Origin of the sequence: Mucilaginibacter roseus, from assembly GCF_021215455.1 — a bacterium.
Taxonomy (GTDB): domain Bacteria; phylum Bacteroidota; class Bacteroidia; order Sphingobacteriales; family Sphingobacteriaceae; genus Mucilaginibacter; species Mucilaginibacter roseus.
In genome coordinates this window covers 219,135-235,489 of sequence record NZ_JAJPWV010000001.1, presented here as the reverse complement: position 1 = coordinate 235,489, position 16,355 = coordinate 219,135, and the positions used below count along the sequence as shown (strand labels likewise).

Annotated in this window: 14 protein-coding genes; 13 read left to right on the top strand and 1 reads right to left on the bottom strand. The window is 45.5% G+C overall.

Annotated features, from left to right (window positions below; translation table 11 throughout):
• The first annotated feature begins 9 nt into the window (after positions 1-9).
• Together LT679_RS01040 and LT679_RS01035 are read left to right on the top strand one after the other, a co-directional pair.
• The gene (locus LT679_RS01040) at positions 10-3,231 is read left to right on the top strand and encodes a DPP IV N-terminal domain-containing protein (RefSeq protein WP_232175044.1); all 3,222 of its coding nucleotides are present in this window, start codon (positions 10-12) and stop codon (positions 3,229-3,231) included.
• A gap of 29 nt (positions 3,232-3,260) precedes the next feature.
• A complete protein-coding gene (locus LT679_RS01035) occupies positions 3,261-3,848 on the top strand; it encodes a fasciclin domain-containing protein (protein WP_232175043.1) in 588 nt (195 codons plus the stop codon).
• 23 nt (positions 3,849-3,871) lie between these two features.
• On the opposite strand, the gene LT679_RS01030 is transcribed toward LT679_RS01035, so the two are convergent.
• A complete protein-coding gene (locus tag LT679_RS01030) occupies positions 3,872-4,231 on the bottom strand; it encodes a GIY-YIG nuclease family protein (RefSeq protein WP_232175042.1) in 360 nt (119 codons plus the stop codon).
• An 82-nt stretch (positions 4,232-4,313) separates the two neighbouring features.
• Here LT679_RS01030 and LT679_RS01025 point away from each other — a divergent pair, with 82 nt between their 5' ends.
• The 11 genes from LT679_RS01025 (at position 4,314) to LT679_RS00980 (ending at position 16,328) form a co-directional block, all read left to right on the top strand.
• Positions 4,314-5,087, top strand: coding sequence for an XRE family transcriptional regulator (locus LT679_RS01025; protein ID WP_232175041.1), 774 nt, complete (start codon positions 4,314-4,316; stop codon positions 5,085-5,087).
• Between the two features lie 69 nt (positions 5,088-5,156).
• Positions 5,157-5,507: a Spy/CpxP family protein refolding chaperone gene (locus LT679_RS01020; RefSeq protein ID WP_232175040.1), complete on the top strand. Its 351-nt coding sequence runs from the start codon at positions 5,157-5,159 to the stop codon at positions 5,505-5,507.
• A 76-nt stretch (positions 5,508-5,583) separates the two neighbouring features.
• Complete coding sequence (locus tag LT679_RS01015; protein ID WP_232175039.1) at positions 5,584-6,714, top strand: aminotransferase class I/II-fold pyridoxal phosphate-dependent enzyme; 1,131 nt, start codon at positions 5,584-5,586, stop codon at positions 6,712-6,714.
• Complete coding sequence (gene bioD, locus LT679_RS01010; protein ID WP_232175038.1) at positions 6,704-7,321, top strand: dethiobiotin synthase; 618 nt, start codon at positions 6,704-6,706, stop codon at positions 7,319-7,321. The genes LT679_RS01015 and bioD overlap by 11 nt, the downstream gene beginning before the upstream one ends.
• 302 nt (positions 7,322-7,623) lie before the next feature.
• On the top strand, positions 7,624-7,701 hold the full coding sequence (gene kdpF / locus LT679_RS18720; RefSeq protein WP_157540818.1) for a K(+)-transporting ATPase subunit F: 78 nt from the start codon (positions 7,624-7,626) through the stop codon (positions 7,699-7,701).
• 10 nt (positions 7,702-7,711) lie between these two features.
• On the top strand, positions 7,712-9,430 hold the full coding sequence (kdpA, locus tag LT679_RS01005; protein ID WP_232175037.1) for a potassium-transporting ATPase subunit KdpA: 1,719 nt from the start codon (positions 7,712-7,714) through the stop codon (positions 9,428-9,430).
• Between the two features lie 93 nt (positions 9,431-9,523).
• The gene (kdpB, locus tag LT679_RS01000) at positions 9,524-11,557 is read left to right on the top strand and encodes a potassium-transporting ATPase subunit KdpB (RefSeq protein WP_232175036.1); all 2,034 of its coding nucleotides are present in this window, start codon (positions 9,524-9,526) and stop codon (positions 11,555-11,557) included.
• 82 nt (positions 11,558-11,639) lie between these two features.
• Entirely contained in the window at positions 11,640-12,197 is a 558-nt protein-coding gene (locus tag LT679_RS00995) for a K(+)-transporting ATPase subunit C (protein ID WP_232175035.1), read from the top strand.
• A gap of 86 nt (positions 12,198-12,283) precedes the next feature.
• Entirely contained in the window at positions 12,284-13,366 is a 1,083-nt protein-coding gene (locus tag LT679_RS00990) for a porin (protein ID WP_232175034.1), read from the top strand.
• Positions 13,367-13,440: 74 nt separating this feature from the next.
• Positions 13,441-14,577, top strand: coding sequence for a sensor protein KdpD (locus LT679_RS00985; RefSeq protein WP_232175033.1), 1,137 nt, complete (start codon positions 13,441-13,443; stop codon positions 14,575-14,577).
• Complete coding sequence (locus LT679_RS00980) at positions 14,574-16,328, top strand: ATP-binding protein (RefSeq protein WP_232175032.1); 1,755 nt, start codon at positions 14,574-14,576, stop codon at positions 16,326-16,328. Before LT679_RS00985 ends, LT679_RS00980 begins: the two co-directional genes overlap by 4 nt.
• The last annotated feature ends 27 nt before the right edge of the window (positions 16,329-16,355 follow it).

The following is a 16,355-nucleotide window of genomic DNA, read 5'->3' as shown; positions in this document are numbered from 1 at the left end:
ACAGCATTTATGAACAAACTTTACACTTGCATTTTCACCGGCAAATCAGCCAGATATATATTCGCGCTTTTAGGTGTGTTAACTATAGCACTATTAAACCCGCAGCAAAGCAAGGCGCAGTACTTCGGTCAAAATAAAGTGCGTTACAAAAAGCTCGATTTCAAGGTGTACAAAACGCCGCACTTTGATATCTACTATTACATGAAGAATGATAGCCTGATACGCCGTTTTGCGCAGGAGAATGAGCTTTGGTATACGCTTCACCAGCAGGTTTTCAGAGATACGTTCAACCGCCCTAACCCGATAATCATTTATAATAATCACCCTGATTTTCAACAAACTACTGCTATTGATGGCGAAATAAGTGTGGGTACCGGCGGTGTCACCGAAGGTTTAAAAAACCGCGTGGTAATGCCTATCATGGAAACCAACCACACCACGCGCCACGTTTTAGGCCATGAGCTGGTGCACGCGTTTCAATACCATATTTTGTTAGGCAAGGATTCAACCAGCTATGAAAACCTGAACAATATACCGCTGTGGATGATCGAGGGTATGGCAGAATATCTTTCAATTGGTAAAAAAGACGCTTACACTGCTATGTGGATGCGCGATGCTTACCTGAATAAAGACATCCCGACGGTAAAAGATCTGACCGAGAGCAACAAATACTTCCCTTACCGGTATGGCGAGGCATTCTGGTCGTTCATTGGCTCTACTTATGGCGATACGGTGATCGTGCCTTTCTTTAAAAACACGGCACGTTTTGGCTTGCAGTATGGCATCAGGCGAACATTTGGGTATGATGACAAAACGCTTTCCACCTTGTGGAAAAATTCTATTGAGTCGACCTATAAACCAATGTTGAAAGACACCGCTCAAAAGACTATTGGTTTTAAGGTGATTGACAATAAGAATGGCAGCGAAATGAATGTTGCGCCAAGTGTTAGTCCGGATGGCAAATATATCACCTTCCTTTCATCAAAGGATCTGTTCAGTATCGACCTCTTTTTAGCTGATGCCAAGACGGGTAAGATCATCAAGAAGCTAACGAGCAAAATATCGAACACACACATTGATGAATTTAACTTTATAGAGTCGGCAGGCGCATGGTCGCCGGATGGCAAGCAGTTCGCGTTCAGCGTATTTAATAAAGGCCATAACCAAATGGTGGTAATAGATGTGCCAAGCGGACGCATGCGGCATAACATCCCGATGGGCAAAGCGGAGCAATTCAGTAACCTGTCATGGTCACCGGATGGCAAAAACGTAGTTTTTCAGGGATTGTATGAGGGCCAGGGCGACTTGTATTCTTATAATTTTGATACTAAAAAAGTAACGCAGCTCACAAACGATAAATATTCCGACTATCAGCCAAGCTACTCTAAGGACGGCAAGAAGATCATCTTTAGTAGCGACCGTACCACTTACGACAAACGTACCGCGCAGGATATTCCTTTCAACCTGGCTGAACTTGACCTGGCCACCGGTAAGGTAACAGATATTAAAGTATTTGATGGGGCTAACAATCTGAATCCGCAATACTCGGCTGATGGCAGCAAAATCTACTTCCTGTCAAATCAGGATGGTTTTCGCAACCTGTACAGCTATGAGTTGGCTACCGGCAAAACCGAGCGACTTACCAATTATTTTACCGGAATCAGCGGCATTACCGAATTTTCGCCTGCGCTGAGTGTGTCTAATGATGACGATATTGTTTACTCGTACTATCGCGCGCAAAAGTATACCTTATATAACGCCAAGGCTACCGACTTTAAGCCCGAAACGGTACAAAGCGGTACAGTAGACTTTACGGCAGGTATGTTACCACCGCCACGCTCAGTAGGTGTTGACCTGATTAACTCAAATCTTAATAACTTTTTGGCCTATCCGCGTCTGCGTACTGATTCTATTAAGAGTGCGCCTTACAAACCAATGTTCAAACTGGATGCGTTAGCCAGCAGCGGCGTAGGCATAGGTGTAAACAGTTTTTATGGCACCGGCCTTTCAAGCGGCATACAGGGTGTATTTAGTGATATACTGGGGCAAAACCAGTTATACGCGGCGGCCTCGGTAAATGGCCAGATTTACGATTTTGGTGCGCAGGTAGCTTACATTAACCAAAAAGGGCGTTGGGATAAAGGCATCAGCGTATCGCATATACCTTACCAGTTTGGTTTCTACAATACATCAGTAGGCACACAGGAAATAAATGGCAGGCAAGAAAGAGTTTATAACGAGGACAGTTATATCATCCGCAACTTTGAGGATGCGGTTAACCTTTTCACCTCATACCCTATTTCACGTATAAACCGTGTTCAGTTTGGTTTAGGTGCCTCGTACAATACCTATCGTACTGACCGCTACCGCAATACTTATGTAATTGATACTGCTACGTCTCAACTATATTATTACGATTTTAACCGTAAAAAAGTCCCAAATTCTGAGGTTGATAACTTAAATTTTGGATTTAACCTTAACTCTTTTGCACTTGTAAACTCAAGCGTGGCGCTGATTGGCGACAATTCATTTTTTGGTGTAACCGCTCCGTTAAACGGATTTAGATACCACATCGAGGCGCAATATGTGTTTGGTACCTACAAGTTCTTCGCTCCTACTATTGATCTACGTAAATACATCCGGATAGCACCGGTTACCTTCGCCGGTCGTTTATACGGCACAGGCCGCTTTGGTGAAAATAATTTATATCCGTTGTATGTAGGTTATCCATTCCTGATACGTGGTTACGAATCGCAGAGCTTTTACAATGCCGACAGGCTGCCGAGCAACGGTTTCGGGTTTAATCAGCTTTCGGGTAGCCGTATAGCGGTGGCTAATTTTGAGATAAGACTGCCATTTACCGGTCCGGAAAAATTGGCACAGATTAAATCCAACTTCCTATTTACTGATCTCAACCTGTTTTTTGATGCCGGTTTGGCCTGGAACGCGGGGAACCAGATCAAGTTTCAAAAGGGCCCTGACTTTTTAGGATACGATGTTTTAAGGGATGAAGCAGGCCAACCGGTGCTTGATCCTAACGGAAACACCTATCAGGACCTAAACGCGCCTTTGTATAATAACAACCAGCGCGTGCCGGCATTAAGTGCGGGGATATCGCTACGTGTAAACCTTTTTGGCGCGCTGATACTGGAGCCTTATTTTGCAATACCGTTTAACCGTACCGATGTTAAAAAACCCGTGTTTGGTTTCAACTTTACACCGGGCTGGTAGTTATTAAGTGTATGTATAGCTTATTATTTATGCGGTTTAAACTGCTCTCTTTTTTATTAGTATTTGTTTCGTTACAAGCTACCCGGGCGCAAACACCTGCAATTACGTCAAAAAGCGTTGAAGGTAGCGTGATGGCATCCAACAAAAACGCTTACGATAATTTAAAAGGCGCGGCCAATTTTTCGGTATTTGTTAGTTTGATAGATGCCGCGGGGTTGAAAAACAGTTTTTCCGCTACTAACCCGTTAACAGTTTTGGCGCCTACTAATAAGGCTTTTGATGGTTTAGCTGCCGGGATATTGGATACATTGCGCAAGCCCGAAAACAAGGCTGCGCTTGTTAATTACGTCAAAGGTTATATAATGCAAGGAAAACTTACCTCAGCAAATATTTCAAGGTTGATAAATGCGGGTAATGGGCAGGCTAAATTAACTACCATAGCGCCAATCACACTATATGCGAAGGTAAACACCAACCGTAACGTTGTACTTACTGACACTTACGGTTTGCAAACCATTATCAGCAGATATGATATTTTAACCAGCAACGGGGTGCTTCATACGCTTACAGCTGCTTTATCTGTAAGCTTACCTATTTCGCTAAATGCTATTAAATAGCAAGCTGAGCGGTTTGGTATATATTAAAAGGTAACGGCCGAACGGCGTGAGCTACCTAACGATGGACGCATTTGCGGCCTTTGGCGCATATTATGCTCCAGGTTCAGGCCGATTGTCAAGTCAATCCACTCCTTATTTACCGCTCTTATCATCTTCTCTTTTTGCGGGCGGGTAAAAGTGCTTACATATTTAAACCGTTCCATAGCCTGTTCCTCTGAATTGATCTCCTCAAAATAAACCAGGCGGCTTAACTGCTGTGCGCTGTCAAAAAACAGGGTTGGCATCTGTTTGTAAAAATCCAGTGTTTTTAGCAAATCAGCACAAAGGCCTACGTGTAGATTGTTGCGGTTACGGTCGGTTATTATATAAATATAGCGTTTCATGAGAATAAAATTTGCTGTTTAAAAAATAATTACTAATTTTATGAGCATAAAAATACTAACAATTTTAGTAAATCCAAATTTTATGTCAATTATTTCATCAAATATTAAATACCTCCGAAAAAAGAAAGGTCTTACACAGCAACAGTTTGCAGATCAAATAGGTATAAAACGCTCGCTGGTCGGCGCGTATGAGGAGCAGCGTGCCGAACCAAAATACGATTTGCTAAAAACTATAGCATCATTTTTTGAGATTAGTATTGATGATTTTATAAATGAAACAATTGATGACAAATGGGCGCCAAAACCAAAGGGCAACCCGGCCAATTTGAGGGTGCTTAGCATATCGGTTGATAAGGATGACAACGAGAACATCGAACTGGTACCGATGAAAGCCAGCGCGGGTTATTTAAATGGTTATGCCGATCCGGAATATGTCGCACAATTACCCAAGTTCTACCTGCCGATGTTTAACCAGGGCACTTACCGTGCGTTTGAGATCAAAGGCGATTCCATGCTGCCTTTGCCATCAGGCGCTATTATTATAGGTCAGTATGTTGATAACTGGGCTGAGGTTAAACCTGGCGAAACTTACGTAGTGATCTCTAAAAACGATGGCGTGGTTTATAAACGAATCGGCAATAAATTTAGGGATAACAAAAAGCTGAAATTGATATCAGACAACCCCGTTTATGAGCCGTACGAAATAAGCGGTGAGGATGTGCTGGAAATTTGGATGGCCAAAGGTTACATATCAACCCAACTGCCGCAGCCAACACCCGAGCCTACTATGGAGAGCCTGACCAGCATGATGGCGCAGATGCAGCGCTCCATTTCAAAGCTGCAAGGCAACAATTAAGTTACACGGATGCAACTAAACTATTTGGAGCTACATTTATCCAAGCATCTGTAACACAACTTAAAAACGATGAAAAAATTTTTGTTAATGTGCTGCCTGTTCTTAGGAATAGCAGCAGTGAGCCACGCCCAGGGCGGCGGCAGAAGGTTTAATCCGGAAGACAGGGCGAAGCAATTGCAAACCCAGCTAAAACTGAACGATGACCAAACTGCCAAGGTAACGGCCATCTATAAAACACAGTTTACCAAAATGGATAGCATCCGCAAAGCCGGTGGCGATTTCCGCAGCTCAATGCGCCCGTTAATGGACTCAACCAACAAGCAGGTTAAAGCGGTGTTAACTACCGAGCAAGCTGCCGAGTTTGACAAAATGCAGCAGGAACGCATGAACCGTATGCGCCAAAATGGCGGCGGCAAGTAAGCTTGCCATTTTATTACAGAAATACGAAAGCGGCTATCGGCCGCTTTTTTTATTTTTGCCCAAACATCATTGTATTTTGAAACCGGCGGCAGATTTTATACAACAACGATTGGCGGACAGGCAACAGGCCGGTAACTACCGTACCCTGAAACCCGAAAATGACCTGATCGACTTTTGCTCGAACGATTACCTGGGTTTTGCCCGGTCGCCAAAACTGAAACAGAAAATAGCCGAAGAAATTGCAGCGTACCCCGAAAGCCACAACGGCTCCGCAGGCTCACGTTTGTTAGCCGGTAACCTGGAATATACGGAGCAACTGGAGGCAAGCATAGCCGGGTATCATGAAGCTGAGGCCGGGTTGCTATTCAATTCGGGGTATGATGCCAATATCGGGCTGTTCTCTTCCCTCCCACAACGCGGTGATACCATTATTTTAGATGAACTGGCGCACGCCTCCATCATCGACGGCGCACGACTAAGCAACGCCAACCGTTATACCTTTAAGCATAACGACCTAAAAAGTTTAGAAAACAAACTCAAGGCAGCAAAAGGCACTATATTTATCGGTATCGAAAGTATTTACTCGATGGATGGCGATGCCGCGCCAATTACTGAAATACTTGATTTGGCAGATGTTTATAACGCTGCTGTGATTGTTGACGAGGCTCATGCCATCGGCTTATATAAAACAGGTTTGGTGCAGCAGCTTGGCTTACATCAACGGGTGTTTGCAAGGGTGATCACCTTTGGTAAGGCCATGGGCTGCCACGGTGCCATAGTTTTAGGGAGCGATGATCTGCGTAGATATCTCATTAACTTCGCGCGATCATTTATTTATACAACGGCGGCATCCTTCCACCAGGTGGCATCTACAAAAATGGCTTATGTGTTTTTGGGCGATGCAGATGTGGCTATATCTGCATTACAGAATAATATAGCCCTCTTTAAAAACAATATTAGTAAGCATGAAGCTTTCCCACTAATAGAGAGTGAAAGCGCCATACAGTGCATCATCTTAAAAAGCAACGAAAAGGCGAAGCAGATAGCCTCTGTCCTGCAGCAAAAAGGTATTGATGTACGCCCGATTTTGAGCCCCACCGTTCCACAAGGCAGCGAACGTATCAGGATATGTCTGCATAGTTACAATACGCCGGATGAGATATTATTACTTACCGACACCATAAATAAATTTCTGCATGAGCGATAAGCAACCCCTATTTATTACCGGCATTGGTACCGGCATCGGCAAAACCATCACATCGGCCGTTGTGGTTGAAAAGCTTAAAGCCGATTACTGGAAACCCATACAATCCGGCGACCTGGATGACGGCGATACCCTAAAAGTGCAGGCAATGGTTAGCAACCCTATAACCGTTTTTCACCCGGAAGTTTATAGATTGACACAGCCCTATTCACCGCATAAATCTGCCGCGCTGGATAATGTAACCATCGACATAGAAAAATTTTTCCTACCGCAAACTACCAATCAGTTGGTTATTGAAGGTGCAGGCGGGTTAATGGTTCCGCTGAATGCAGATCACTTAATTGTCGACCTGATTAAGCATCTTGATGCAAAGGTTATACTGGTATCACAAAATTACCTGGGAAGTATAAACCATACACTGCTATCCATATCCTTACTAAAGCAATATGATATCGCCATAGAGGGTATTATATTTAATGGCGATAGTGATAGTTCGTCCGAAGATTATATACTCAATTATACCGGTGCAAAACTACTTGGGCGCATACCGCAGTTAACAGCGTTTGACCCAGATGGGATAGCAAAGGCTGGAGCCTATCTAAGCTTTTAATTACCCGCATAAAGGCATCATCCGGCGGAATTATCAGCTCAATTAACGCTTTATTACTCTTTCATTTTGAAAATGACCCTTCCATTTTGGAAGGGTTTTTTTGTGGGCAATTTTTCGATAATTAATCAAAATGTTGAAAATCAATATATTAATATAAATTCTTCTCCGATGGCATCCGCTTTGGCTATAGCCTTTCAAATAACATAAAAAGCTATGATGCCCATTTTACTCGTGTTAGCCCTGATTGTTTGCATGTGGCTATTCTACAAATCAATTGACTGGTTCGAAAAAATCTGAAAACTATGATCGCATTATTCATCATTTCCATTGCCGTATTCATTTACATGATATACGTGCTGCTGAAACCCGAAAAATTTTAACTGACAAAAAATGAACTCTGAAATTTTAGGCGTTGTCGCCTCCTTTTTGATCACCCTGCTGATAGCGATACCGCTGGGTAAATACCTGGCTAAAATGTTCGCGGGCGAGCGTGTGTGGACTGACTTTTTAAAACCACTCGAAAACGGATTATTCAAGTTAGCAGGCATCAGGCCCGGTGAGCCAATGGACTGGAAACAGTTTTTAAAGGCCATGCTTACCATTAACCTGCTATGGCTGGTGTATGGCTTTTTTGTGCTGATGTTTCAGGACAAGCTCCCCTTTAACCCCGACGGTAACCCCGGCATGACACCTGACCTCGCCTTTAACACTATCATTAGCTTTGTGGTAAACTGCGATTTGCAGCACTACTCGGGCGAGAGCGGTGTAACTTACCTTACCCAACAGATCATCATAATGTTTTTGATGTTTACCAGCGCTGCTACAGGCATTGCGGCAGCAGTTGGCCTATTTAAAGCGTTTCGCGATAAAACCACTACCAACCTGGGTAATTTTTGGGAGTTTTTTATAAAATCCATCACCCGTTTATTATTACCCCTTTCCTTTATAGTGGCTATTGTTTTAGCCTTTAACGGCACAACCGCCAGTTATGAGGGTAAGGATCAGTTTATATCCCTACAGGGCGATACTCTAAATGTATCACGTGGCCCGGCAGCGCAAATGATCGCCATAAAACACCTGGGTACTAACGGTGGCGGCTGGTATGGCGCCAACTCGGCACACCCGCTGGAAAACCCGAGTTACATCACCAACATGACGGAGATCATATCGCAAATGATCATCCCGATGGCGATGATACTGGCATTCGGTTACTTTATCCGCCGTAAAAAATTGGGTTGGATAATATTTGGTGTGATGACGGCAGGCATGTTTATGCTGATGATACCGACCATCAGCAGCGAACTTGGTGGCAATCCCAACTTAACCAAAATGGGTATAACACAAGCCACCGGCGCTATGGAAGGCAAGGAGGTGCGCATTGGCCCCTTAGCTACCGGTTACTGGAGCACGCTGACCACCATCGTATCAACCGGATCAGTAAATGGTATGCACGATAGTACCATGCCGCTTACCGGCGCATGGCAGTTGCTGGGCATGATGATCAACGGTTTCTTCGGAGGTTGCGGTGTGGGCATACTCAACTACTTTATCTACCTGATAATAGCCGTATTTATCTCCGGGTTGATGGTTGGACGTACGCCTGAGTTTTTGGGCCATAAGGTTGAAGCACGCGAAGTAAAAATAGCCGCGCTGATTACCTTGCTAAGTCCTTTCCTGATAATGGCGGGTACAGCTATTGCAGCCTACGTATTTAATAATCATGGCGATGCCGACTGGGCGGTTAAACCGGCCAACTGGCTGAACAACCCCGGCTACCACGGCTTTTCAGAAATGCTGTACGAGTTTACCTCAGCCAATGCCAACAATGGTTCAGGCTTTGAGGGCTTGGGCGATAACAACATATTCTGGAACGTGGCGACAGGCTTTGTGCTGATCCTGGGCAGGTTTTTGCCGATTATTGGCCCGCTGGCTATTGCAGGCTTACTGGGTAAAAAGAAATATATCCCTGAGTCGGCCGGCACACTTAAAATAGATACCGTAACCTTTGGCCTGATGACCTTGGCTGTTATACTGGTACTTAATGCCCTGTCGTACTTCCCGGCGCTGGCTCTTGGCCCAATTGCCGAATACTTTTCGATGATCAAATAAACCCCACCAACCTCCCAATGGGGAAGCTTTTAAAAACAAAACTCAATTCATATTTAAAGTCTCGTCTTTAGGAGGAGATTTAAAGGAGATAAAATGAAATCACAATCCAATAAATTATTTGAGCCGGCGCTGGTGCAAACCGCCCTCAAACAATCCTTTATAAAACTTAACCCGAAGGCCATGCTGCGCAATCCGGTTATGTTTACTGTTGAAGTGGGCACTTTGATTATGGCATACATGAGCTTTTACAGCTTTACGCATACCGACCAGGGCTCGTTCACCTACAACTTTATCATCTTTATTATATTACTGCTTACCCTGCTGTTTGCCAACTTTGCCGAGGCCATTGCCGAAGCACGCGGCAAGGCACAGGCTGACAGCCTGCGTAAAACCCGCGAGGAAACTCCGGCTAAAGTTTTAGCTAAAGATGGCTCGATAACAACCAAATCATCAAACGAACTGCGCAAAGGCGACCTGTTTGTTTGCGAACCGGGCGACACCATCCCGACTGATGGTGAGATAGTTGAAGGCTTAGCGACTATTGACGAATCGGCCATCACAGGTGAGTCTGCTCCGGTTATCCGTGAGGCTGGCGGTGATAAATCATCTGTTACCGGTGGTACTAAGGTACTGTCTGACAAGATAAAGGCGATCGTAACCACCGAGCCGGGTGAGAGTTTTCTGGATAAGATGATCGCGCTGGTTGAAGGCGCATCACGCCAAAAAACACCTAACGAAATAGCGCTTACTATTTTGCTGGCCAGCTTTACGCTGATATTTATCATCGTTTGCGTTACGCTGAAACCCTTTGCCAACTATGCCAACACGCCTATCACCATCGCCGCGCTGATATCGCTGTTCGTGTGTTTGATACCGACTACCATTGGTGGTTTGCTATCAGCTATCGGCATTGCCGGTATGGACAGGGCGTTGCGTGCTAACGTGATCACCAAATCGGGCCGTGCGGTTGAAACAGCCGGTGATATTGACGTATTACTGCTGGATAAAACAGGCACCATCACCATCGGTAACCGTAAGGCTACACACTTTTGGCCGGCCATTGATGTATTGCCTGATGACCTGATTAAAGCGGCTGTACTATCATCATTAGCTGATGAAACGCCCGAGGGTAAATCAATCGTCGAACTGGCGGCGCAAAGCAAAGTGAGCATATCGCTTAAAGCGCCGGAGCATTCTGAGTTCATCAAGTTTACAGCCGAAACCCGCTCAAGCGGCATCAACACACCTGATGGTTTAGAGATACGCAAAGGCGCGTTTGACTCCATGCGTAACATGGCACAGCGCACAGGCAACAAGGTACCTGCGGATGTTGAAGAAAGAGTGAAAACCGTATCATCAAATGGTGGTACGCCGCTTGTAGTCGCTCAAAACGGCCGCATACTGGGCACTATTGAATTGCAGGATATTATTAAAACCGGCATTGCCGAGCGGTTTGAGCGCCTGCGTAAAATGGGTATTAAAACGGTAATGGTAACCGGTGATAATCCGCTTACGGCAAAATTTATTGCCGAGAAAGCCGGTGTGGATGATTTTATTGCCGAGGCCAAGCCAGAGGATAAAATGAACTACATTAAACATGAGCAACAGGAGGGCCGCCTTGTAGCCATGATGGGCGACGGTACAAACGATGCCCCTGCCCTTGCCCAGGCTGATGTTGGCGTAGCCATGAACAGCGGCACCCAGGCCGCCAAAGAAGCCGGTAACATGGTCGACCTGGATAATGACCCAACCAAGCTGATCGAGATTGTGGAGATAGGCAAGCAATTGCTGATCACCCGCGGTACGCTTACTACCTTCTCCATAGCTAATGACGTAGCTAAGTATTTCGCCATAGTTCCGGCCTTATTCATCGCCTCGATACCTGCATTGCAAAGCATTAATATTATGCAATTGCACAGCCCGGAGAGCGCGATACTATCGGCAGTAATTTTTAACGCGATCATTATCCCGCTGCTTATTCCACTGGCTTTAAAGGGTGTGGAATATAAGCCGATTGGTGCCAGCGCGTTGCTGCGCCGCAACCTGCTCATCTATGGACTTGGTGGTGTGGTTGCACCGTTCATCGGGATTAAACTGATTGACCTGGTGATCGGGCTGTTTATCTAAACCCCACCCCTCCAAACCTCCCCGAGGGGGAGGCTTTTAATATCAAGCTAAAAAAAACTAAAAAGTTCAAATCTCATTCAAGATGAAAAAATACATCATACAGTCAATACGCTTAACCGTTGTGCTAACTGTATTGCTTTGCGTAATATATCCGTTGCTGGTGGCCTTTGTCAGTAAATTTTCGGCAGGCAAGGGCAATGGCGAAACCATTACCGTGAATGGAAAAGTGGTTGGCTATGCCAACGTAGGTCAAAAATTCGATCAGCCTCAATACTTTTGGGGCCGCCCGTCGGCGGTTGATTACAATGCTGCCGGTTCGGCAGGCTCAAACAAAGGCCCAACCAACCCCGACTACCTGAAACAGGTAAGCGACCGTGTGGATACCCTACTGAAATATCACTCTTACCTTAAAAAAGGTGATATTCCTGCTGATATGGTAACCGCTTCAGGCAGTGGCCTGGACCCGGACATCTCTCCTGAAGGTGCCGCTATCCAAATAAAACGTGTGGCTCAAAACCGTGGTTTAAATGCAGAGCAAGTAACCCGGTTGGTTAACCAGCATACTGAAAAGCACATATTCGGCCCGGCTACTGTAAATGTGCTTAAACTTAACGTAGCGTTAGATCAACTTAAAAAATAAGGGCCTTACATCTCCAAACATAATCCGGCTGCAAGGCAGGTGCCTGCCTGCCCTGCGGCTTTTTACACCCATTTTTTTTTATGTACATGAAAAATTTATTGATTGCTGCCGGTCTATTGGGCAGCGTTGCAACCGCACAAGCTCAGGACACGGTTAAAAAGTCGAGCAACCTTACGATCAGCGGCTATGCAGAACTTTACTACGGGTTTGATTTTAACAAACCTGCCGATAATAACCGTCCGGGTTTTGTGTACTCGCACAATCGCCATAACGAGGCCAACCTGAACCTTGGTTTTATTAAGGCGAATTATGATAATGGCAGCATGCGCGCCAACATAGCCCTGATGGCGGGCACTTATGCTAATGCCAATCTTGCCGCCGAGCAAGGCGTTTTGAAGAATGTATTTGAAGCGAATGCCGGTATCAAACTATCAAAAACGGCTAACCTGTGGATTGATGGCGGTATCTTTTTATCGCACATCGGTTTTGAAAGTGCCATATCAAAAGATTGCTGGGTGCTTACCCGAAATATATCATCAGAAAATACACCTTATTATGAATCGGGCGCTAAACTCACCTACACCACCAACGGTGGTAAGCTTACCCTTACCGGTTTATACCTCAATGGCTGGCAACGCATAAACAGGCAAAACGGCAATGGCAAACCCGCCGGCGGTGTGCAGGTTTATTACAAACCAACCGACAAAATCACGCTGAATTACAGTAACTACCTGGGTACCGAAGGTGCCGACTCGGTAAGGGTACGCCGCTTTTACCATAATTTTTATGGCATATTCCAGCTTACTAATGCATTCGGCATAACCGCCGGGTTTGATTATGGCACACAGCAAGCCGCAAAGGGAAGTAACGATTATAATCATGTAATATCGCCGGTAGCTATAGCACGTTACCAGTTTGCAGGTAAATATGCCGTTGCGGGGCGGGTAGAATATTACCAGGATAAAAACGGAATGCTGATAAGCACCGGCACACCAAACGGCTTTAAAACCACCGGCTACTCGCTGAACTTTGATTATGCACCGGTAGCCAACGCGCTTATCAGGCTTGAAGGAAAGGTATATAGCAGCCAGGACAAAATTTTTGCGCGGCAGGATGCACTGGTGAACTACAATTCACTGGTAACGGCCAGCTTCGCGGTATCATTTTAATACCATAATACTTATGCTCCGGTAAGCTAAAAATGGCTTGCCGGTGCTTACTTTTACAACAGTTAACTATAGTAATGGCCGGTAATAACCAAAACAGCGACAATTCGGTAAAAGAATTCATCGAGCTGGTAAAACGCTCGAGGCGGGGCAAGCTAAAGGTGTACATTGGCATGAGCGCCGGTGTGGGCAAAACCTACCGGATGCTTCAGGAAGCCCATGCGCTGCTAAAAAACGGCATCGATATACAAATTGGTTACATTGAAACGCATAACCGCGCCGAAACCCATGCCCTGCTGGATGGCTTGCCGATGATTGCCCGCCGTAATACCTTTTACAAGGGTAAAGAGCTGGACGAGATGGACGTGCAGGCCATACTGAACCGCCACCCGGAGGTGGTTATTGTAGATGAACTGGCACATAGCAACATTGAGGGCAGCAAAAACAGCAAGCGCTGGCAGGATGTAATGGATATTTTAGAAGCCGGCATCAGCGTGATAACGGCAGTAAATATTCAGCACTTGGAGAGTTTGAATGAGGAAGCCGAGGACATTACCGGCATTGCCATAACCGAGCGCATACCCGACAAAGTTTTGGAACTGGCTGATGAAATAGTAAATATTGACCTTACCGCCAACGAGTTGATTGAACGCCTGCGTGCCGGTAAAATATACGATAAAAGCAAGATAGAACGGGCGCTGCAAAACTTTTTCAGGAGTGATAAGATATTGCAGTTGCGGGAGCTGGCGCTGAAGGAGGTTGCCCATCACCTGGAGCGGAAGATTGATATTGAGGTACCCAAGCAGATCAAGCTGCGGCCCGAGCGCTTTTTGGCCTGCATATCATCAAACCACGAAACCGCTAAGGTGGTGATACGTAAAACGGCAAGGCTGGCATCCTACTACCGTTCGCCGTGGATAGTTTTATATGTGCAAAGCAGCGGCGAAAGCATGGAGCGTATTAAACTGGATAAACAACGCCACCTGATCAATAACTTTAACCTGGCTACCCAACTGGGTGCCGAATTGATGAAAATAAAAAGCGACCAGATCACCCAAACCATTATGCAGGTAGCCGAGGATCGTGAGATTACCACCATTTGCATTGGCAAACCCCACCTCAGCCTTTTCCAGGTGATATGGCGTACCACCGTATTTAACCAGTTGTTGAACAAGATAGCCACTACTGAAACCGACTTAGTTATACTGTCATGAAGATAAAGACCAAATTGCGGCTGGGCTTCGGCTTTTTATTTGCCGTAGTGATATTTTTTGGAGCGCTTTCGTTATTTTACATCAACGAGATAGCAAAAAGCTCGCAGGTAATATTAAAAGATAATTATGAAACCCTGCGCTACATCCGCGAGATGCGGCGTGTGTTGGATGAGCAATCCCTTCCTCTGAATAAGGCATCGGCAGATAAATTCGGCCAATCCTTATTAAAGGAACGAAATAACATTACTGAAACCGGCGAACGGGAAGCGGTGGAGCGTTTAACCGCCGCGTTTAGTAAAATCACAATTCCCGGTACAACAGCCACCCAATTGGAGGCAACGGAAAGGCAGATCCGTGCTACCCTGATGGATATTGAGGATGTAAACATGCGTGCTATTGTGCGCAAACACGCCGCCGCCCAGGCATCGGTACAAAAAACAACCGTTTTGCTGGGCTTCGCGGGTACCATTACCTTTCTGATACTGTTCAGTTTCAGCGTAAATTTTCCGAGCTTTATTTCGGGTCCGCTGCGTAAGTTACAGGAAGGTATATCCGAGATCAGCAAAAAAAATTACGCTACCCGACTGGATTTTAGGCAGGATGATGAATTTGCTGATGTTGCTCAAGCTTTTAACAATATGGCCACCCGCCTTCGCGAGTGGGAGAACAGTAACCTGGCCACAGTACTCTCTGAAAAGCGACGCATTGAGGCTATTATTGAGCAGATGCAGAATGCCATTATCGGGGTGAATGAAAAGCAGGAGATACTATTCATTAACACCGCGGCTAAAAAAATACTGAGTTTACAGGATGATCGCCCCGAGGGAAAACTCATCAGCGAACTTACCCGGCAAAATGACCTGCTGCGATCTATCATTAATGAGCAGGTAAAAGCCAAACCTTTTAAAATTGTGGTGGATGGCAAGGAGTCACACTTCCAGTTGCAAACCCGTAAAATAAGCGTACCGAATATGAAGCCCGCGGTAACCGACGGCATTAACCTGGCTAACACCCCGGCAGGTAAAGTATACATCCTCGAAAACATCACCGAGTTTAAGGAGCGCGACGAGGCTAAAACTAACTTTATCGCCACCATATCGCACGAGTTGAAAACGCCTATATCATCTATCAGGCTAAGCCTTAAATTATTAAACGATCAGCGCATTGGCCCTGTGAATGAGGAGCAGCGCCAACTGGTACATCATATTGAGGAAGACACCAACCGCCTGCTTAAAATAACCAGCGAACTGCTTGAACTGTCGCAGGTTGAAACGGGTAACATTCAACTCAACTTTGTACCGGCCGAACCGGCGCAGATAGTAGATTACGCGATAGACTCAGTAAAATTCCAGGCTGAGCAAAAGGGTGTAGCTCTTGAAGTGCTGACCGATGCTAACCTGCCCAAGGTACGTGTGGATATGGAAAAGACCGCCTGGGTGTTGGTCAACTTTTTATCGAACGCGCTGCGGTATAGTCCGGAGAAATCAAAGGTCATTATCAGGGTAACTAAACACGGGCAATGGGTTGAATTTTCGGTAAAGGATATGGGCAAAGGTATTGACGAGCAATTTCAAAAACGCCTGTTCGACCGTTATTTTCAGGTACCTACCGATGGGCAAAACAAGTCAGGCTCCGGCTTAGGACTGGCTATCTCTAAGGATTTTATTGAGGTGCAGCAAGGCCGAATCGGTTTGGAAAGCGCTTTGGGTGAGGGCAGCCGGTTTTACTTTTTGTTACCTGCCATTTCATAAAATGAGGCGACAGAATAACAATCCGCC